This window comes from Ruegeria sp. CDSA221 (genome assembly GCF_059611825.1).
In genome coordinates this window covers 1-18660 of record NZ_JBXWPK010000019.1, presented here as the reverse complement: position 1 = coordinate 18660, position 18660 = coordinate 1, and the positions used below count along the sequence as shown (strand labels likewise).

Below are 18660 nucleotides of genomic sequence, written 5' to 3'. Positions count from 1 at the left end.
TCTCCCACTCTGTATCACCCACCAGCGCCATACTGGACCCTGAGAGACCGATCTCGAAGCAATCACCCAGCGACCGAGCAAATCCGTAAACCAGCAATACAACGGGGAGTGATTTGAAAAGGGGTGCCAGCTTATCCATCTATACTCTCTCGATAATTTTCTCACCGAACAGACCCTGCGGCCGGAACACAAGGAAGATCAGCGCAAGCACGTAGGCAAACCAATTCTCGGTCGCACCGCCAACCATCGGGCCAATGGCGAACTCGAACAGTTTCTCACCCACACCGATGATCAACCCTCCAACGATGGCTCCGGGGATCGAGGTAAACCCGCCCAGCATCAGCACCGGCAACGCTTTGAGCGCGATCAGCGACAGTGAGAACTGCACGCCAGACTTGGTGCCCCACATGATACCCGCGACCAGCGCTACAAACCCGGCCACAGACCAGACCATGATCCAGATGAAGTTCAGCGAAATCCCGACCGACAGCGCCGCCTGATGGTCATCCGCCACCGCGCGCATCGCCCGGCCCTGCTTGGTATATTGGCTGAACACAACCAGCGCCGCCACCAGCAGCGCCGCAATTACCGTTGCCACAATGTCCAGATTGTCGATGAAGAACCCATAGCCGAAGACGTTAAAGGTCGCTTCATCGAGCCAGAGGTTGATGCCCTGCGGCAGGCCTACATCCAGCGTCTTGATCTCGGACCCCCACATCAGGTCGGCCACGCCCTCAAGGAAATAGGCCAGCCCGATGGTGGCCATGAACAGGATGATCGGCTCTTGGCCAACCAGGTGGCGCATCACGAACCGCTGCACCGCCCAAGCCAGCAGAACCATCACCGCCATAGTCAGAATAATCGCCAGCAGCGCAGGGACACTCCAGCCAAAGTAATGGATATGCGTCCCGAAAGTCGCATTGATCAGATGTGCAAACGGCACCTGCCCGTTCATGATCCCGACCAGAGTCATCGCGGCAAACAGGGCCATAACCCCTTGCGCATAATTGAAAATCCCTGACGCCTTGTAGATCAGCACAAAGCCCAGCGCGACCAGCGCATAGAGCACCCCGGCCATAAGACCGTTGAGGATGACTTCCATCGCAAATACGAGTTGTTCAGGCATCCTATGTCCTCCGAACAGATTTCATCTGGCGCGTCATCCCGGAAAATTCGTCGAATTTTCTCAGCCCGTTCCGTAGATCAGTCATGGCTCACCCCCAGATAGGCATCGATGACTTCCTGATTGTTGCGCACCTCATCAGGCGTGCCGTCGCCGATCTTCTTGCCGTAATCCATCACGACCACACGATCGCTCAGATCCATCACCACGCCCATGTCATGTTCGATCAGGGCGATGGTGGTGCCGAATTCATCATTCACGTCGAGGATAAAGCGGCTCATGTCCTCTTTCTCTTCAACATTCATCCCGGCCATCGGCTCATCCAGCAGCAACAGCTTGGGTTCAGCGGCCAGCGCCCGGGCCAGTTCGACCCGCTTTTTCAAGCCGTAGGGCAGGCGTGAAACGGGCGTCTTGCGGATATGCTGGATTTCGAGAAAGTCGATGATCCGTTCGACCGCCTCGCGGTTTTCGGTCTCTTCGGCCTCGGCCTTACCCTTCCACCAAGCCTGCTGCAGGATATTGGTCTTCATATAGTTCAGGCGCCCGGTCATGACGTTGTCCAAAACGCTCATCCCTTCGAACAGGGCGATGTTCTGGAATGTTCGTGCAATCCCCTGCCGCGCGACCTCATAGGGCCGCATTGGAGGGCGCTTGGCCCCGTGAAACCAGACCTCGCCCTCTTGCGGGACATAGAACCCCGAGATCACGTTCAGCATCGAGGACTTACCCGCCCCGTTCGGACCGATAATGGCGCGGATCTCACCCTCACGGATGTCGAACGAGATATCCTTGATCGCCACCACACCGCCAAAGCGCAGAGTGATGTTCTTCATCTCCATCACGACGCCGCCGATCTTGCGGCCGTCTTCGGTGACATATCCTTCGGAACTATCCAACATCAGCCCCTCCTTGACTTACGCAATACACGGAATGGCGGGCGGGCGATGACCATAGGTCGAGCGGCGCAGGACCGGACTTCATTCCGCCGCTACCTTGTGTTGCGCGACCGTTACAACCGGCGCATCCACGATCTCAAGTGTGGCACTGATCGAACCCTTGCGGCCGTCCTCATAGGTCACCTCGGTCGTGGTCGAAACGCTTGAAGACCCGTCATAAAGCGCGGTGATGATGTCGTGGAATTTCTCTTCGACAAAGCCCCGGCGCACCTTGCGGGTTCGGGTCATCTCGCCGTCATCCGCATCCAGTTCCTTGTGCAGCACCACAAAGCGATGCACCTGGCAGCCCGACAGCATTTCATCGGCGGCGACCGATTTGTTGACCGCTTCCACATGGGACTTGATTGTCTCTAACACTTGCGGATGTGCCGTCAGTTCCTGATAGGACCCATAGGCGACGTTGTTGCGTTCGGCCCAGTTCCCCACGGCGGTAAGGTCGATATTTATGAACGCCACGCAGCGATCCTTGCCATTGCCGAACAGCACGACCTCAAGAATATCGGGATAGAACTTCAGCTTGTTCTCAACATATTTCGGCGCAAACATCGAGCCATCGACCATTTTTCCGACGTCCTTGGCGCGGTCGATGATCCGCAGATGACCGCTGCTTTCCTCAATGAACCCGGCATCACCCGTGGCCACCCAACCCTCGGCATCCTTGGTCGAGGCGGTCGAGTCCGGGTTGTTGTAATATTCGACAAACACACCTGGCGAGCGATAGTAGATCTCGCCCGTTTCGGCGATCTTCAGCTCGACATCTGGCGCGGGCACACCAACCGTATCGGCGCGCACCTCGCCATCGGGCTGCACGGTGATGAAGACCGTCGCCTCGGTCTGCCCATAAAGCTGCTTCAGGTTAATCCCCAGCGAGCGGTAGAAATCGAAAATCTCAGGCCCGATCGCCTCGCCTGCCGTATAACCGACCCGGAACCGGCCATACCCCAGCGTATCCTTCAGCGGCCCATAGACCAGCAGATTGCCCAGCGCGTATTTGATCCGATCACCAAACCCGACCGCTTTGCCATCCAGCAGTAACCCACCCACCTTTTTGGCATGGGCCATAAAATGGTGGAACATACGCTGCTTCAGCTTGCCCGCATCTTCCATCCGGATCATGACGTTGGTCAGCTGCGTTTCAAATACCCGCGGCGGGGCAAAGAAATAGGTCGGACCGATCTCGCGCAGGTCGGTTATCATCGTGTCAGCGCTTTCGGGGCAGTTTACACAGAACCCGCACCAATAGGCCTGACCAATGGAAAAGATGAAATCACCCACCCAAGCCATCGGCAGATAGGACAGGATGTCCTCATTCCGGGTCAGGTGGTCAAACTCTGCAGAATTCTTGGCGCTTTCGATCACATTGCGGTTCGACAGCACCACGCCTTTCGGCTTGCCTGTGGTGCCCGAGGTATACAGCATCACACAAGTGTCATCATAGGTGATCGCAGCGATACGCGCGTCCAGCTCGGCATCAAAGCGAGCATGACCTGCGCTGCCTTCGGCCTTGATGTCGTCCAGCGCGTTCATCTGGGAATGATCATATTTCCGCATCCCACGCTTGTCAGTGTAGAGGATGTGTTTGATCTGGTGAACTTTTTCCTGAATCTCGATGACCTTATCGACCTGTTCCTGGTCACCGCAGACGACATATTTCGCCCCGCAATGTTCCATCACATATGTCATCTCTTCGGCGACCGCGTCCTGATAGAGCGGCACCGGAATCGCACCCACCATTTGGGCCGCAACCATCGACCAGTAATGCGCCGGGCGGTTCCGGCCTATGACGGCGATATGGTCGCCCTTCTCAACGCCAATCTCAAGAAACCCCAGCGCAATGGCGCGGATTTCCTTGGCCGCCTCGGCCCAGGTCCAGCATTGCCAGATCCCGAATTCCTTTTCGCGATAGGCCGGGGCATCCCCGAACTGAATCACATTGCGGTGTAGCAGCGCCGGAAGAGACTGCATCCCTTCAGCGCCTGACTGCGTCTGAGTCAATCTTTTTCTCCTCCCCACCCGGCCCCTCCCCGGGCCGGAAATGGCGGGTCCGGGTCTGGCCCGGACGCCAACGCCCCGAATAAGGGACGTCGACACGATCAGCGTCAAGTTTTGCCTGATGTTTTCTAAATTCTTACGAAATGTAACAAGTTGGGCCGTGCCGCCCGGACCATACACCTCGTCAGAGACCCGGCCCGAGATGACCACAAACTGTTCCGCGAACTGCAAATTTGCAGCAGGTAAGCGCATTCATCCACGTATACCGGTATTGGCTTGGGGTTTTGTATGTTTACCGCGCCCGGAATTCACCGTATGCATCCCGCAACTGAGTAGGACATTCAGAGCGGTTTTTCATGCCGATTTGCTATGCATGTGTATCGACCGAAGGCATCGGTTATGCGGAATGATCCAGATCGCATGACCAAAACCGCTCGAATTGTGCGATCAAAGGCGTGCGCCTTTGAAATCAACCGTTTTCTTGGACGGTCGGGCAGCACGAATTCCGACCCCCTTCCCACCCCAATACGCAAGGCAGGACTGCCGAGATGAATGTCACTCACCAGAGCATCACCAATGTGCTTTCTCAGCATTATGACCTGACACCTTCGACCGGATTGGTCGCGGATATGCAGGATATCTATGCACGGATGGACCGGGTGGTGGCGCCACCGGATTTCGCAATCTATGCGCCCTATATCAAGGCGATCAATGCGCTCAAGAAAGAGCGGGACGCAGTCATTCTGGGCCACAATTACATGACGCCTGAAATCTTTCATGGCGTGTCGGATTTCGTGGGTGACAGCTTGCAGCTGGCAATGAAGGCCAGCGACGTCGAAGCCGATGTGATCGTGCAGGCGGGCGTGCATTTCATGGCCGAAACCTCGAAAATCCTGAGCCCCCAGAAAACCGTGCTGATGCCAGACATGGCCGCGGGTTGTTCGCTGGCCGAAAGCATCACCGCCGAGGGGATTGACGAGATGCGCGCCAAATATCCCGGCGCGCCGGTCGTCTCTTATGTGAACACCACCGCCGAGGTGAAGGCGGCATCCGATATCTGCTGCACATCGTCCAATGCCGTTCAGATCGTCGATGCGATGGAATCCGACACCGTCATCATGACGCCGGACCAGTATCTGGCGCAGAACGTGGCAAATGAAAGCCGCAAGAACATCGTGTACTGGCCGGGCTCGTGCATCGTGCATGAACAATACACAGCGCAGGACCTGCGCGATTTTCGCAAATGGAATCCGGGCACGCGGTTGATTGCCCACCCGGAATGCCCGCCCGAAGTGGTGGCCGAGGCCGATTTCTCTGGCTCGACCAGCGGGATCATCAAATATGTCAGCACCGAGAAGCCCGAAAAGGCGATGCTGATCACCGAATGCTCGATGGCCTCGAACATCGCCGATGAACTGCCCGAGGTCGACTTTGTCGGCCCCTGTAACATGTGCCCCTACATGAAGAAGATCACGCTGCAAAAGATCCTCTATGTGCTGCACACGATGGAAGGTCAGGTCGAGGTTGACGCCGAGATCGCGGAAAAAGCGCGCCATTCGGTGCAGGCGATGATCGATCTGTCGCGAAAGCTGGGTCTCTGATCCGAGATGGAAACCCTCACCACCGACCGCGTTATCATCGTGGGCGCCGGGTTGGGCGCGCTGTATGCTGCGCTGAAACTGGCCCCGCATCCGGTGGTGGTGATCTCTCCTGAAGCGTTGGGCGACGGTGCCAGTTCCGCCTGGGCGCAGGGGGGAGTGGCTGCGGCGATGGACGCCCATGACAGCCCGGAAAGCCACGCGGACGACACCGTAAATGCCGGTGCGGGCACCGTTGACCCGCAGGTGGCCGAATTGGTGACGCGTCAGGCGCGCGACTATATTCTGGACCTGACCACGCTGGGCACGCCTTTCGACCGGACCGCGGGCGGCGATTACGTGCTGTCGCGCGAGGCCGCGCACAGCTTTGCCCGCGTCGTCCGGGTCAAGGGCGATCAGGCAGGCGCACAGATCATGGCCGCCCTGATCGAGCAGGTCCGGGAAACACCCTCGATCCAGGTGCTGGAGGGCACCATGGCCCTAGGGCTGGATGTCGAGGATGGGCGTGTTACCGGCGTCAGCATTCAGCGTGCGGATAAGGGCGGGTCAGCCCCAGTGATGCTGCGCGGGGCTGCCGTGTTGCTGGCCGGGGGCGGGTCCGGTGGGCTCTATGCGCTGACCACCAACCCGCCGCGTATCCGTGGGCAGGTCATCGGTATGGCTGCGCGCGCGGGGGCGCTGATTTCGGATGCCGAATTTGTGCAGTTTCACCCCACCGCCATGGATGTCGGCGAAGACCCTGCGCCGCTGGCAACCGAAGCGCTGCGCGGTGAAGGCGCCATTCTGGTCAACCGTCATGGCGCGCGGTTCATGCAGGCCATCCACCCGGATGCCGAGCTTGCCCCGCGCGACGTCGTCGCCCGCGCCATCTATGCTCAGGTTCAGGCGGGCAACCGCCCCATGCTGGACACGCGCGAGGTTCTGGGCGAGGAGATCAAGGCTCAGTTCCCCTCGGTCGCGGAATATTGCGCCCGCAATGGAATCGACCCGGCGCAGGAGCCCATCCCCGTCGCCCCCGCAGCGCATTACCACATGGGTGGCATCGCGACCGACACCAGCGGATGCGCCAGTATCGACGGCTTATGGGTCTGCGGTGAGGCATCCTCGACCGGGTTGCACGGCGCCAACCGTCTGGCCTCGAACGGTCTGCTTGAAGCGCTGGTCTATGCCCGCATCTGCGCGGAAGGCATCGCCCGGACCCTGCCAACACCTAGCGCGACGCCGCCGCTGGAAATCAACTTTCAGGACGGCAGCACCCCATCTGACCCTGCAGCCGTGTCCAAGCTGCGCCAAACCATGACCTGCTATGTTGGCGTTATCCGTGATCGCAAGGGCCTGACCAAAGCGCTTGGCATCATCGCGCGGCTAGAGGCGGCGAACAGCGACAACCCGTCTTTCCTGAACATGTGCGCCACCGCCACGTTGATCGCGGCGGGCGCTTTAGCGCGCGAAGAAAGCCGCGGCGCGCATGAGCGATCCGATTTTCCCGACCCCTCGGCCGGACCCGGCAAAAGGTCCGAAATGTACTTTTCCCAAGCACTCGCCATCCGGGCGCAGGCCTGCAAGGAGCAATCATGAGCTTCTCTACCGTTCCCGATCTTGTCCTTGAACCGATGATCCGCATTGCCCTGATGGAAGATCTTGGCAGCTATGGCGACGTCACCACCCGCGCGGTGATCCCGGCGGATACCACCTATGATGCCTGCCTGAACGCGCGCGAGGATGCGGTCGTGTCCGGCATGCAGGTCGCGGCGCTGGCGTTTCGCCTGATCGACCCCTCTTTGGACATCACCACGCATATTGCCGATGGCCAACCCTGTAAGGCAGGCGATACGCTGATGACCATCAAGGGATCTGCCGCCTCAATCCTGTCGGGCGAACGGGTGGCCCTGAACTTTGCCGGTCGTCTGACCGGGATCGCGACAAAGACCGCAGGCTTTGTGGCCGAGACCAAAGGCACGAAGGCCCGCGTCACCTGCACCCGCAAAACAACCCCTGGAATGCGTCTGGTTGAAAAACTGGCCGTGCTGCATGGCGGCGGCTTCAACCACCGTTACTCTCTGTCAGATGCGATCCTGATCAAGGACAACCACATCGCAGCCGCTGGCGGGGTGCGTCAGGTGCTGGAGGCCACCAAGGCCCATGCCAGCCACATGATGGCCGTCGAGATCGAGGTGGATCGCCTGGACCAACTGGCCCAAGTGCTTGAGGTCGGAGGCGCCTCGGTCGTCCTGTTGGACAATATGGACAATGACATGCTGCGCGAGGCGGTGGCGATGGTGGATGGCAGGCTCAAGACCGAAGCCTCGGGCAATGTAAAGCTGGATCGCATCGCCTCAATCGCGGCAACGGGTGTTGACTATATCTCTTCAGGTGCATTGACCCATTCGGCGCGCACCGTGGATTTGGGATTGGACTTTCCGGTCTAGACCACGGTCGCGCGTCAGCACTGGCACATGGGCTACAGCTGCTAACCCTGTGCAGAAAGCTCCACCATTTCCCTGTGCCGGTCCCGCGCCTGCCCCTGTACACGCTTGACGAAGGGCTGAGGCAGCTCCGGGCCGAGACGTGTTCCATATTTTTCGCAGGATTTATCACCGATCAGCTCAGCGAACCTGACCCATGTGCGAAAGGCAAAAACGTCCCGCAAGCTGAGGATCGGTTTGGAATTGCTTGGTCTTTCCGGGGCAGGCATCGGAATGTCCGTGAAATACGCCTCTTCGATCCCGCTCCAATCGGATGGTGTTTCAAAGTTGTCCCCAGCATCCTCGGAATACTTAAACGCGGGGTATTCCATACTGTATTCAGAACATCCGTGGGATATTTTCGAATGAACCCCGGTGATCTCAAATTCCACCTGTGCGGCACGGAAAATCGCAAGACACTCTTTCGCCTCTTCGATCGACTCACAATAGATATACGCCTTATAGGGAAACTTGACCGCTTCGCGCAGCTCGATCATGCTTTTTCTGGCATTGTCCCTGGGCAGCTGCAGAATGAGCAGCAAGAAATAGACCTGAAACATCCCCTCAAGGTTCTCTGGCAGGATCTGCACCTTGTAGCACTCGTGGCACAGGCCACAAATCACCTTGGTTTCTTCAAAGAAATTCAGGCGTTGGCCGCAATTCCCATGCTCGCCATTGATGGTGATGGTTTGACCCACATAGATCTGGGCGATGGGCACGGCCAACTGGATATTCTGTATGTCCAGGGCTTTCATCCAACCAGAATAGGCGGTGGTCTGCCGCCCTGTGTCGACCAGGGCTGCCTGCCAGCCCTTTTTCAACCCGCCCGTCACCTCAAGCTGCGCTTTGCTGTAGGCGCCCAGATGCTGTTTCGGCAGGTTGGAGTATTCCAGCATCGTCACAAGCTGCCGGATGGCCTGTCGGTCATTGGGCTTGAGTGAAACCCGCTTCTCAAGACGTTCCAGCTGCGCGTAATCCATCACTCTGGCCTCCTGCTTCGGGTTTGGCCCGCCAGTTTTTCTTGTGATTGCGCCGAATGAGGTCGCCGTCAACTGAAATGCGCGAAACTGGCTAGCTGCCGGATTGTTCTGAGACGATCTCTCCGAGCCGGGTAAAGAATTTCCCCGACAGTTTCTTGGCAGTCCCGGCAATCAAACGGCTGCCAAGCTGGGCGATCTTGCCGCCGACATCCACCTTAGCAGTATAGGCAAGAACCGTCTCGGACCCGTCTTCGGTCAGGGTCACATCGGCACCGCCCTTGGCAAACCCCGCAGCCCCGCCTTTGCCCTCGCCCTGCAGCGAAAATCCGTCCGGTGCCTTGGATTTATCCAGCGTGACCTGACCCGCGAACCGCGCTTTCACCGGACCGATTTTCAGAACCACCTTTGCCTCAAGGTCTTGCGGCGAAGATTGGGTCAGCTCTTCGCAGCCGGGGATACATTCCTGCAGGATATCGGGGTTGTTCAGCGCCTCATACACCACGTCCCGCGGGGCAGCGATGCGGATTTCGTCACTGAGTTCCATTCTGGCATCCTTCGCACAACAGCTTTGTGCCTATCAATAACGCGGTTTTTGCCAAATGTTTCAATTTTTTGTTTCAGATCAGGATACGCGACCCCAAATCTTACCTAATCGGGCGCCACCGGTTTGCGGTGACGCCCAATGCGGTCAGTCGCTGATCGCGCCCTCTTCGTCGCGGCGCTGATGCATCTTGGCTTTGACACGCGCGCCTACGATCAGAGGCAGAACAAATCCGATCAGGGCAATGGACCACAAGCCGATGGCCAGCGGGCTGTCAACCAGCGTCCACCAGTTGCCATTGTCGATGGTGACTGCGCGGCGCAAGTTATTCTCCATCGAGTTGCCCAGCAGCGTGCCCAGAATGATCGGCACCAGCGGCACGTCCAGCTTGCGCAGAACCCAGCCCATGACACCGAACCCAATCATCACCAGCAGATCAAAGCTGGACCCCGAGATGCCGTAAATACCCACAAAGCTGACCATCGCCACGACGGGCATCAGGATACGCGAGGGCACCATCAGGACGCGGGTGAACAAGCCCACCATCGGGATATTCATCGCGAGCAACATAAAGTTGGCAATGAACAGTGCCGCAATCAGGCCCCAGACCACATCCGGGTTCTGGGTGAACAGCAGCGGTCCGGGCGTGATATTCAACGCCAGCAGAACCGCCAGCAGCACGGCGGTGGTCCCTGACCCCGGCACGCCCAGCGCCAGCATCGGCACCAAGGCCCCCCCGGCGGCGGCGTTGTTGCCGGCCTCGGGCGCGGCGACGCCACGCGGATCACCGGTGCCAAATGTGTTGTCCTTGTCGACCAGCCGTTTCTCCATCGAATAGGAAATAAACGAGCCCAAAGACGCCCCGGCCCCCGGCAGAACCCCCGCCAGAAAGCCCAGGAATGAGGTGCGCAGCATGGTCGGCATGCATTGCTTGATCATTGACATCGGCGGGTAAAGCCGCCCGATATTCAACTTGCGCCCAGCGGCATCCGACCCGCCATGACGGTTTTCCAGAAAGATGAACACTTCGGACAGGGCAAACAGGCCGACAATGGCGACAAGGAAATCCAGCCCATCATACAGGTGCACCTCACCAAAGGTGAACCGCGGTACGCCGGTCTGGGTATCGACACCAATGGTCGCCAACCCAAGGCCCAGCGCAGCGGCAAAAGCCGATTTCGCCTGATTGGTCGAGGACACGCCGCCCAGCGTCATGAAGGCCAGCGCGAACAGGGCGAAATACTCAGCCGGTCCAAACAGCAGCGCGATCTTGACCAGCTGCGGCGCCAGAAAGATCAGGCCCCATGTGGCCAGAAACGCACCAATGAATGAGGCGATACCGGACAGCGAGAGCGCCTCGCCCGCAAGGCCTTTTTTGGCCATCGGATGCCCGTCCAAGCAGGTCATCATCGCAGGCTCGTCCCCAGGGATGTTCAGCAAGATCGACGAGATTCTCCCGCCATACATTGCCCCATAATAAACACTGGTCAGCAGGATCAGAGACGGCGTCGCGCCCAGCCCCAGCGTGAACGCAAGAGGAATCAGAATGGCCACGCCGTTCGACGGGCCCAGACCGGGCAACGCGCCCATGATCGTGCCCAGAAAACAACCCAGCAGGGCCAGCAACAAGTTTTGCCATGTTAGCGCGATAGCGAATCCATCGCCAAGGGATGCAAGAGTTTCCATGACGTTCCCCTTAGAAACCCAATGGTCCGCGAGCCAGTGACAGGCCCAGAACCAGATGGAAGATGACGTAGATACCGACAGAAGTACCGATTCCGACCATTACGCTTTCGATCGGACCAGATCCCAGCCGCCAGGCCAGGTAAGCCGCAGCAAAGGCGGTAGAGATTACAAATCCCAGAACCGGCAACAGCTCGGCATAGAACATCATCACGACTACAGCGGCGCCGACTTCGACCAGCCGGCCCAGCGCGGGCCACTCGGGCTCGGCATCCGGGCGCAACGCGATGACCGCGCTGGACAGGCCAAGGATGGCGGCGACAATCAGTGGAAAGGCCTTGGGGCCAACCGCGTCTGACAGAAAGCTCTCTTCAATCGCCAGCGCTGACAGGGCAAAGCCGATGGCAAGAAGAATGCCGAAGACCCCGAATATGCGATCACTCATGGGTATCTCCTATGTAAGGGAAGTATGGGCCTGGTCGGGGTGCCGCGCGCCCGGCGCGACACCCCGCTCTCAGGTGAGTGCTGGTCTTATTTGATGATACCGATCTCTTTCGAGATGGTCTGGATCTGACCCACGGATTGCGCAACAAAATCCTGGAAAGCTGCGCCTTGCAGGTCCAGCGGGGCCAGACCATTGGCGGCCATGACCTCTTTCCATTCATCCGAGGCGTAAAGATCACCGATCTTACCGACCCAATCGCCATAGGCCTCATCGCTCATTCCGCCAGGGGCGTAGAACCCGCGCCAGTTTGCGCCGATGGCATCAATGCCCTGTTCCTTGGCCGTCGGGAAATCAGCGAATTCGCCGGGCAGACGTTCAGGCGCCAATACGGCGATGACTTTGATATCGCCCGAGTCGACAAAACCCTTGGCTTCCGAGATGTCACCGGTAAAGGCTTGAACCGAACCGGCCAACAGCTGGGTCACAGCTTCGCCGCCGCCATCAAAGGCGATGTATTTGACCGACCGTACGTCCTCGATGCCATAGGCATTGGCCGCGATCAGAACCTTCAGGTGATCCCAACCGCCCACGGCGGAACCGCCCGCCACGGACACAGACGTCGGATCGGATTTGATCTGATCCAACAGGTCGGGCAGCGTGTTAACCGCGCTATCGGCTGCAACGGCGATCACGCCATAATCCGCACCGATGGCCGCTAGCCAACGCACCTGATCCATGGTGTTGCCTGGATAGGCGCCCTGCGCCAGGCGGGTCGCCGTGGCTGCGCTGGCCGCTACGATCAGCTCATTATCCTCGCCGCGCTTGTTGACGACCTCGGCAAAGGCAACACCGCCACCGCCGCCGGCCAGGTTCACAACCTGCATGGTCTGGTCGATCAGACCCAGATCCTGCAGAGATTTACCGACCTGACGGCAGGTGAAATCCCAACCGCCGCCGGGGTTGGCCGGGGCAATACATTCCTGTGCGCTGGCGCTCACGCCGGACAGGGCAAAAACAGCAGCCGCAATCGCGCCGCTTGTTCCAAACAGTTTCATTCGTGTCTCCTCCTCTGGTCTTTTTGGGCTGCGTCCTGCAACCGAAACCTGTTCCCGCAAGGGACTGTCCTTGCGGGCTGGTACTGTTTACAGAATAATGCTGTCACGAACCTGTCACAGAAATTCAGGGCAGGGCGCGGGGGGACAATGCGCGTATTGATGATCGAGGATGCCGTAGATCTGGCCGAAGGCGTAATAGCTCATCTGGCGCGGTCGGGCGTTGTCTGCGATCTGGCGACCACTGTCGAATCCGCGCGTGATTTCCGCGCAGTTCAAACCTATGACGCGATGCTTTTGGATATAAACCTGCCTGACGGGTCCGGCCTGAACTTTCTGGGCAAAATCCGAGACAGCGGCGACCGCACCCCAGTGCTAATGCTGACGGCACTGACTTCGGTCGAAGATCGTGTCGCCGCTTTGGACAAAGGTGCCGACGATTATTTGGGCAAGCCTTTTGACCAGCGCGAGCTTGAGGCGCGGTTGCGCGCCCTTGTCCGGCGCGATGCCGATCGCAAAAGCGAACAGATCACGCTGGGTCCGCTGAGCTATGCCGCCAAGGATCGCAGCGCCACGCTGAACGGTAAACGCCTGAACCTAACCGCGCGCGAGGCGGCGGTCCTGGACGCCCTGATCCGGCACGAAGGTCAGTATCTGTCGAAATCACGGCTGTATAACTCGCTTTACGGGTTCGAAGACGCCGATGTGGGGGAAAACGCGATCGAGCTGTATATCGCACGGCTCCGCAAAAAATTCACCGGCAGCGCCATCAGCATTACCACCCAGCGTGGGGTGGGGTATCGGATCGGTCTGAATGACTAGGCTGCGCCTGCCCCACAGCCTGACGGCCCGCGTTCTAAGCGCGGTGGTTTTGATCCTGATTCTGGGCGGGTTTCTCGTTGGTCTGTCGATCTGGGCCAATGGTCGCCTTGCTGCGCGGCAGGCCTATGACCGGCTGCTGCTGGGCGCGGCCAGTGACATTGCCGAATCCGTTCGCATTCAAGATGGCCAACCCTTTGTCGATCTTCCAGTCTCGGCCTTTCAACTGTTGGCACAGGCGCCGGATGACCGGATTTTCTATGCGGTACAGGTGCCGGATGGCCCCTTCATCACCGGGCTGGACCGGGACACCGCGATCGAGGTGCCGCCACAGACTGGCACTGCGCCGGTCTATTTCGCCTCTGATCTGAACGGGGAACCCGCCCGTTTCGTCCGCGTTACCCGCCTGTTTGCCGAGCGCGATTTCTCGGGCGAGGTGGAAATTCTGGTCGGCCAAACCCTGCGCGCGCGCCAATCCATGACCGTGGGCCTGATGCGCGATGCCTTGCTGCCCATGGCGGTGGCCGGGATGTTGCTGCTGATCATGTCGTGGTTTGTCACCCGCTCGGCCCTGCGCCCGCTTGAGGCGCTGTCCGATGACCTGACCCGTCGCGATCCTTATGACCTGACACCGATGGCCAGCGACGGGTTGCCACGCGAATTGCAGGTGATGCTAAGCGCAATGAACCGGTTCATGGGGCGGCTGGACCGGCAGGTAGACACGATGCGCAACCTGATTGCCGACACCGCTCATCAGCTGCGCACACCCGTGGCCGCCATCCGGGTCCAGGCCGAGATTGCGCAGGACGATCCCGACCTTCCAGCCCGCACGCGCGCGCTGGATCGGTTGTTGGGGCGCACCCGGTCACTGGGCACGCTGCTGGATCAGTTGCTGTCGCGCGCCATGGTGATCCACCGTATCGACAGCGCCCCGCGGCTGCCCGTCGACCTGCGCGAAGTGGCGCTGGACGTGCTGGAACACAGCGATCATGAATTGATGGCCCCCACCATCGAGGTGCGTCTGGAAATCGGCGATACGCCAGTTCTTGTGAATGGCGATGCCTTTTCGATCGGCGAAGCCGCCAAGAACCTGCTTGGCAACGCTCTGCGTCATGGTTTGCCACCCGTCCGTATTGGCGCCGCGCAAGAGGGCGCGCGCGCTGTTCTGTGGGTGCGCGATCAGGGTCCCGGACCTGCGACCATAATCGCCGATCAGCTGGGGGACCGGTTCAATCGCAGCACCGGTTCGGGCGAGGACAGCACCGGCCTGGGCCTGTCCATCGTGAAATCCACCGCTGAGGCCTTTGACGGCCGAGTTGAGATGGGGCGGGATGAAACCGGGTTTCGCGCTGCGCTGAGTTTCCCGGCCAGAACAGATGAGAGCAGCACATGATCCGAGCCCTAGCCCTTGTAGCGCTAAGTTTGATTCCTTCGCTTTCGCGCGCCCAAGAAGCCATCGCAGAATTCGGCGCAGGTCAGGATCCGATGTTGATCCGGTCAACCACCGACATTGCGATCATCGCCCCCGTGCTCGAACGATTTACGGCGCTGAACCCCAATCTGCAGGTCACTTATGAACAATGGGGATCTAACGCTCTGTTCCAACACAGCCGCACGGTCTGTAAATCAGGTGAGAATCCTGCAGACATCGTGTTCTCATCCGCGATTCAACAGATGGTCTGGCTGGTGAATTCGGCCTGCGGACACCGGTTTCAATCCGACCTTACCAATGCCCTGCCCGCCGCGCGACGCTGGCGGGATGAGCTGTGGGGGATCACCACCGAACCCGCCGTCATCGTCTACAACAAGACCTTGTTAAAGGATCAGAACGTCCCACGCAGCCGGTTCGCCCTGCTGGACATGATGCGGACCCAGCCGGATCTACTGCGTGGGCGCGTGGCAACCTATGACATCGCGGCCTCGGGTCTGGGTTATCTGTTTGCCTATGGAGACAGCCTTGAGGCCACGACTTTCGGCTCTTTGATCGAAGGTTTTGCACGTATCGACGCGGTGGCCACTTGCTGTTCTGCGGAAATCATCCGCGATGTGGCTAACGGGCGCTTTTTGATCGCCTATAACGTTTTGGGGTCTTATGTGGCCAATGCCAAGGCCCCGGGCATTGGGGTGATCCTGCCAGAAGACTATACTCTGGTCCTGTCACGTGCCCTGATGATCCCGCGCCAGGCGCGGAACAAACAAGCCGCCACGGAATTCTTGGATTTTCTCCTGTCGCCACAGGCGCAAACCCTGCTGGCAACTTCGGGTCTCGTCGCCCAGATGGACACCGCCGATACGGGGTTAACGCCCAGCGCCCGAAGGTTCATCGCCCTATCGCCGGCCCTATTGGTAGCCAGAGATCAGAACCGACGGGCCGAGCTGTTTAAGCTGTGGAACGACGCCTTCGACGTGGAAAGTGCGCGCTAGGTCTTTTCGTCGATGGCAGGTTCGATATCAGGCCGAACCGGTTCGATCTCAGCCTCGATAACCTCAGGCTCATCGGCCTCGTCGACCTCTTCCATGTCGGGCTTGGCCTTGTCCTCAAGCGCGCCAACAATCAATGGCAACATGTGAACACCGGTGGCTGAGGCGATCTCTGGAGTTTGAGGCGTTTGCCAGCTGAGCGTGTCAAAGCTGTGGCAGTTCTGACAGACCGGACCCCATTCCGGCTGAATGTCATGGCAGTTGTCGCAGACCCATTGCGGCCCGCGCGGCGCGTTCAGCGCCTTTGCCAGCCAGCCCTGCACAACCACATCCGAGGCCCCTTCGCCGCGTTCAATCGCTGCCATCAGCGTGTAGGCGCGGGCATCAGCCTGTTTTTCGACCACATCCCCCAGCGCGCGGCGGGCTTCGGGGAAATCTTCGGCGACGATGTTCAACTCGGCCAGAATCAGGCAGGTTTCCGGATTCTGCGCGTGTATGCGGGTCAACGTCGCAAAGCGTTTGATGCGCTCGGCCGGTGATTCATCCGGTGCAATATCGGCAAAAGCATGGGCCAGATCGGGATGTGGCTGTGCCTCCCATGCTTTTTTCAGAATCTTCGTTGCGGCACGCGGCTTGCCTTTTTCGATATAGGCACGGGCAGCCATCGCTGCGGCAGGCACCAAATCAGGGGAAAGGCGGTTGGCCTCGATTGCCTGTTCCTGCTGTTCTACGGTCGAACTTTCGTCCAGAATGCCCTTTGCCTCGGACAAAGCGAGCACCGCATCGCGGCGCTTGAACACATCGCGCGGCAAATGCCCGGATTTCAGCTTGGCGGTCAGCGTTGATCGCGCCCCAGCCCAATCCTGCGACTTGGTCTGCAGGCCCAGCAGGATATCTTGCGTTTCCTGATGGCGTGGCTTGATGGCCAATGCCTTTTCGGCCAGCTTCCGGGCGGTGTCATCATCGCCTTCGGCCAGCTTCTGCTTCATGATACCGCGCACCCCCACAAAACGCGTGGCATTATTCGTCACCAGTTTCTTATAGGTTTCAGATGCCTTTTGGGTATCGCCATTCATCTCGGCGGCCTGGGCCACCAGCAGGTTGGTCAGCTCGGGTTTGTTCAGCAGCTTTTCGGCCTTGGCGGCCTTGTTCATCGCGATCCGCCCCTCACCCGAGGCAAGCGCCATGATCCCATCGGTTAATGCCTGATATCCGCGCTGTTCCCGGCTGCGGTCGAAATAACGCGACAGGGCTGTTTCATCCCCATTGAGGAATTTCAGCGTGGCGATCAGCAGGGTCAGCAGCTTGAAGAACAGCCAGATCGCAATGATCATCACGCCTAGCGCAATGACCGATTGAAGCGGACCAAGCGTGTATTCCGTGCCACCCGCTGTGATCTGCACCCCGCCTTTGGTTTCCATAAGGAACCCGGCGCCAAGAGCCAGCAAGCCGACAATCGCAACAAAAACAAGGATCTTAAACAGTGACCACAGCATAGCAGGCCCCTCAGTTCGAGTTCGCGCTTGAGGCAAGCGCATTTGCAGAATCCACAGCAGAAACCCGCGTCTGGGCCGCCTGTTCCCACCCTTCAAATGCAGCTTTGGCTGCATCGGGCAGGGATTTCAGCTCATCCAGGGCAGCAGAGACATCTCCGCCCGACAAAGCGGCTTGAGCCCGCGATAGGACCGCATCGGGGCTGTCACCTTCTTGCGGGGTAACCGAACGTGCACCTGTCTGGCGCTGCAAAAACGCGACAATTCCGGTGCCCTTGTCCGCGTCCCGCGCATCGGCCAACGCCGTGCGCGCAGCGGGCGCAAAGCTGTCCTGAAGTGCTGCAATCGTCGCGACACCTTCGGTCGCCGGTGCTGCCAGCGCCTCGGGAACGGTTACGCCTGCGGCCTTCAGTTCTGCAATCAGGTCGCCATAAGGTTGACCCGTATTCAACTGTTCATGCACCCGTGACAGAAGGGCTGCATTGGTCGCCGCCAGCGATTTTGCTGCAGCCTCGGCCTCGAGCGTCTGAGCGTCGGACACCATCTTTTCCACCTCGGCCCGTTGCGCGGCCAAAGAGTCCTGGAGTTTTTTCAGCTCGGCCTCGATGGCCGCGCCGGTTTCAGGTGAAGCGCCCTGCGTCAGCGCGCCACTTTCCAACTCGGCCAAACGGCTGGCAAGCGGATCAACCTTGTTGGTCAGATCGGATATGCTGGACTTCACCCCATCCAGATCAGCGGTGATTGGCCTGATTTGGCTGGTCAGCGCGTCAATCTTCTGGGACAGGTCCGACCCGTCGGTCAGAGACTTCGACAGTGTTGAAATCTGATCGGATTGTGCGGTCAGCTTCGCCTCAAGCGCAGCGATTGCGCCGGACTCACCCGAGGAAAACGCGCCGCTTTGACCCAGAGCGAACCCGGCCGCCGCAGCAATCGCACCGCCAATCAGCGCCGGGATAAAGCCGCCGCGTTTTTCGACCGGCGGTTCTGCGACGGTCTGATCAGGCGACGTAAGAGAGGCTTCGGCTTCGGCTTCGGCTTCGGCTTCGGCTTCGGCTTCGGCTTCGGCTTCGGCTTCGGCTTCGGCTTCGGCTT

The 18660-nt window shown here is 59.3% G+C and carries 16 protein-coding genes; 6 read left to right on the top strand and 10 right to left on the bottom strand.

What is annotated here, in order from left to right; genetic code table 11:
* Positions 1–139 precede the first annotated feature (139 nt).
* The 3 genes from AC2FJ5_RS19785 to AC2FJ5_RS19775 all read right to left on the bottom strand — a co-directional run bounded on the left by AC2FJ5_RS19785 (position 140) and on the right by AC2FJ5_RS19775 (position 4044).
* Positions 140–1126, bottom strand: a complete 987-nt coding sequence (locus AC2FJ5_RS19785; RefSeq protein ID WP_142637525.1) for a branched-chain amino acid ABC transporter permease — start codon at positions 1124–1126, stop codon at positions 140–142.
* 77 nt (positions 1127–1203) lie between these two features.
* On the bottom strand, positions 1204–2022 hold the full coding sequence (locus tag AC2FJ5_RS19780; protein WP_142637523.1) for an ABC transporter ATP-binding protein: 819 nt from the start codon (positions 2020–2022) through the stop codon (positions 1204–1206).
* Positions 2023–2100: 78 nt separating this feature from the next.
* Positions 2101–4044, bottom strand: a complete 1944-nt coding sequence (locus AC2FJ5_RS19775; protein ID WP_496679343.1) for an AMP-binding protein — start codon at positions 4042–4044, stop codon at positions 2101–2103.
* Positions 4045–4619: 575 nt separating this feature from the next.
* Between AC2FJ5_RS19775 and nadA the strand changes: the two genes are divergently transcribed.
* The 3 genes from nadA to nadC are packed head-to-tail and all read left to right on the top strand — an operon-like array spanning position 4620 to position 8098.
* Positions 4620–5672, top strand: coding sequence for a quinolinate synthase NadA (nadA, locus tag AC2FJ5_RS19770; RefSeq protein WP_496679315.1), 1053 nt, complete (start codon positions 4620–4622; stop codon positions 5670–5672).
* 6 nt (positions 5673–5678) lie between these two features.
* A complete protein-coding gene (locus tag AC2FJ5_RS19765) occupies positions 5679–7247 on the top strand; it encodes an L-aspartate oxidase (RefSeq protein WP_496794368.1) in 1569 nt (522 codons plus the stop codon).
* Positions 7244–8098, top strand: a complete 855-nt coding sequence (gene nadC / locus AC2FJ5_RS19760; protein ID WP_496794367.1) for a carboxylating nicotinate-nucleotide diphosphorylase — start codon at positions 7244–7246, stop codon at positions 8096–8098. Before AC2FJ5_RS19765 ends, nadC begins: the two co-directional genes overlap by 4 nt.
* A 41-nt stretch (positions 8099–8139) precedes the next feature.
* Here nadC and AC2FJ5_RS19755 read toward each other — a convergent pair whose 3' ends face one another.
* The 5 genes from AC2FJ5_RS19755 to AC2FJ5_RS19735 form a co-directional block, all read right to left on the bottom strand.
* A complete protein-coding gene (locus AC2FJ5_RS19755; RefSeq protein WP_496794366.1) occupies positions 8140–9114 on the bottom strand; it encodes a hypothetical protein in 975 nt (324 codons plus the stop codon).
* Positions 9115–9205: 91 nt separating this feature from the next.
* Positions 9206–9658 (bottom strand): SRPBCC family protein, encoded by a 453-nt coding sequence (locus tag AC2FJ5_RS19750; RefSeq protein WP_142637510.1) that lies wholly within the window; start codon positions 9656–9658, stop codon positions 9206–9208.
* Between the two features lie 144 nt (positions 9659–9802).
* Positions 9803–11341, bottom strand: a complete 1539-nt coding sequence (locus AC2FJ5_RS19745) for a tripartite tricarboxylate transporter permease (RefSeq protein ID WP_142637508.1) — start codon at positions 11339–11341, stop codon at positions 9803–9805.
* A gap of 10 nt (positions 11342–11351) precedes the next feature.
* Positions 11352–11783: a tripartite tricarboxylate transporter TctB family protein gene (locus AC2FJ5_RS19740; RefSeq protein WP_496693124.1), complete on the bottom strand. Its 432-nt coding sequence runs from the start codon at positions 11781–11783 to the stop codon at positions 11352–11354.
* Positions 11784–11869: 86 nt separating this feature from the next.
* Positions 11870–12838, bottom strand: coding sequence for a Bug family tripartite tricarboxylate transporter substrate binding protein (locus AC2FJ5_RS19735; protein WP_142637503.1), 969 nt, complete (start codon positions 12836–12838; stop codon positions 11870–11872).
* Between the two features lie 147 nt (positions 12839–12985).
* On the opposite strand from AC2FJ5_RS19735, the gene AC2FJ5_RS19730 reads away from it, so the two are divergent.
* From AC2FJ5_RS19730 to AC2FJ5_RS19720, 3 genes are read left to right on the top strand one after another with little or no spacing between them, the layout of a single operon-like run.
* Positions 12986–13657 carry a response regulator transcription factor gene (locus AC2FJ5_RS19730; protein WP_496679327.1) on the top strand — a complete coding sequence of 224 codons (672 nt, stop codon included), beginning with the start codon at positions 12986–12988 and terminating at the stop codon, positions 13655–13657.
* Positions 13650–15047 (top strand): sensor histidine kinase, encoded by a 1398-nt coding sequence (locus tag AC2FJ5_RS19725; protein WP_496794365.1) that lies wholly within the window; start codon positions 13650–13652, stop codon positions 15045–15047. The genes AC2FJ5_RS19730 and AC2FJ5_RS19725 overlap by 8 nt, the downstream gene beginning before the upstream one ends.
* A complete protein-coding gene (locus AC2FJ5_RS19720) occupies positions 15044–16078 on the top strand; it encodes an ABC transporter substrate-binding protein (RefSeq protein WP_496794364.1) in 1035 nt (344 codons plus the stop codon). Before AC2FJ5_RS19725 ends, AC2FJ5_RS19720 begins: the two co-directional genes overlap by 4 nt.
* Here the strand turns inward: AC2FJ5_RS19720 and AC2FJ5_RS19715 are convergent.
* Positions 16075–17571, bottom strand: a complete 1497-nt coding sequence (locus AC2FJ5_RS19715; protein ID WP_496693127.1) for a heme biosynthesis protein HemY — start codon at positions 17569–17571, stop codon at positions 16075–16077. The two genes, AC2FJ5_RS19720 and AC2FJ5_RS19715, sit on opposite strands and share 4 nt — an antisense overlap.
* Before the next feature lie 10 nt (positions 17572–17581).
* A partial coding sequence (locus AC2FJ5_RS19710) for a COG4223 family protein (protein ID WP_496794363.1) occupies positions 17582–18660 on the bottom strand: 1079 nt, incomplete at its 5' end.

What these genes read in the sequence shown, in the direction of transcription:
- nadA (WP_496679315.1), top strand. Translation starts at nt 4,620, where the DNA reads ATGAATGTCACTCACCAGAGCATCACCAATGTGCTTTCTCAGCATTAT.
- AC2FJ5_RS19730 (WP_496679327.1), top strand. Translation starts at nt 12,986, where the DNA reads ATGCGCGTATTGATGATCGAGGATGCCGTAGATCTGGCCGAAGGCGTA.
- AC2FJ5_RS19735 (WP_142637503.1), bottom strand. Translation starts at nt 12,838, where the DNA reads ATGAAACTGTTTGGAACAAGCGGCGCGATTGCGGCTGCTGTTTTTGCC.
- AC2FJ5_RS19785 (WP_142637525.1), bottom strand. Translation starts at nt 1,126, where the DNA reads ATGCCTGAACAACTCGTATTTGCGATGGAAGTCATCCTCAACGGTCTT.
- AC2FJ5_RS19715 (WP_496693127.1), bottom strand. Translation starts at nt 17,571, where the DNA reads ATGCTGTGGTCACTGTTTAAGATCCTTGTTTTTGTTGCGATTGTCGGC.
- AC2FJ5_RS19740 (WP_496693124.1), bottom strand. Translation starts at nt 11,783, where the DNA reads ATGAGTGATCGCATATTCGGGGTCTTCGGCATTCTTCTTGCCATCGGC.
- AC2FJ5_RS19775 (WP_496679343.1), bottom strand. Translation starts at nt 4,044, where the DNA reads ATGCAGTCTCTTCCGGCGCTGCTACACCGCAATGTGATTCAGTTCGGG.
- AC2FJ5_RS19725 (WP_496794365.1), top strand. Translation starts at nt 13,650, where the DNA reads ATGACTAGGCTGCGCCTGCCCCACAGCCTGACGGCCCGCGTTCTAAGC.
- AC2FJ5_RS19780 (WP_142637523.1), bottom strand. Translation starts at nt 2,022, where the DNA reads ATGTTGGATAGTTCCGAAGGATATGTCACCGAAGACGGCCGCAAGATC.
- AC2FJ5_RS19720 (WP_496794364.1), top strand. Translation starts at nt 15,044, where the DNA reads ATGATCCGAGCCCTAGCCCTTGTAGCGCTAAGTTTGATTCCTTCGCTT.
- AC2FJ5_RS19765 (WP_496794368.1), top strand. Translation starts at nt 5,679, where the DNA reads ATGGAAACCCTCACCACCGACCGCGTTATCATCGTGGGCGCCGGGTTG.
- AC2FJ5_RS19750 (WP_142637510.1), bottom strand. Translation starts at nt 9,658, where the DNA reads ATGGAACTCAGTGACGAAATCCGCATCGCTGCCCCGCGGGACGTGGTG.
- AC2FJ5_RS19745 (WP_142637508.1), bottom strand. Translation starts at nt 11,341, where the DNA reads ATGGAAACTCTTGCATCCCTTGGCGATGGATTCGCTATCGCGCTAACA.
- nadC (WP_496794367.1), top strand. Translation starts at nt 7,244, where the DNA reads ATGAGCTTCTCTACCGTTCCCGATCTTGTCCTTGAACCGATGATCCGC.
- AC2FJ5_RS19755 (WP_496794366.1), bottom strand. Translation starts at nt 9,114, where the DNA reads ATGGATTACGCGCAGCTGGAACGTCTTGAGAAGCGGGTTTCACTCAAG.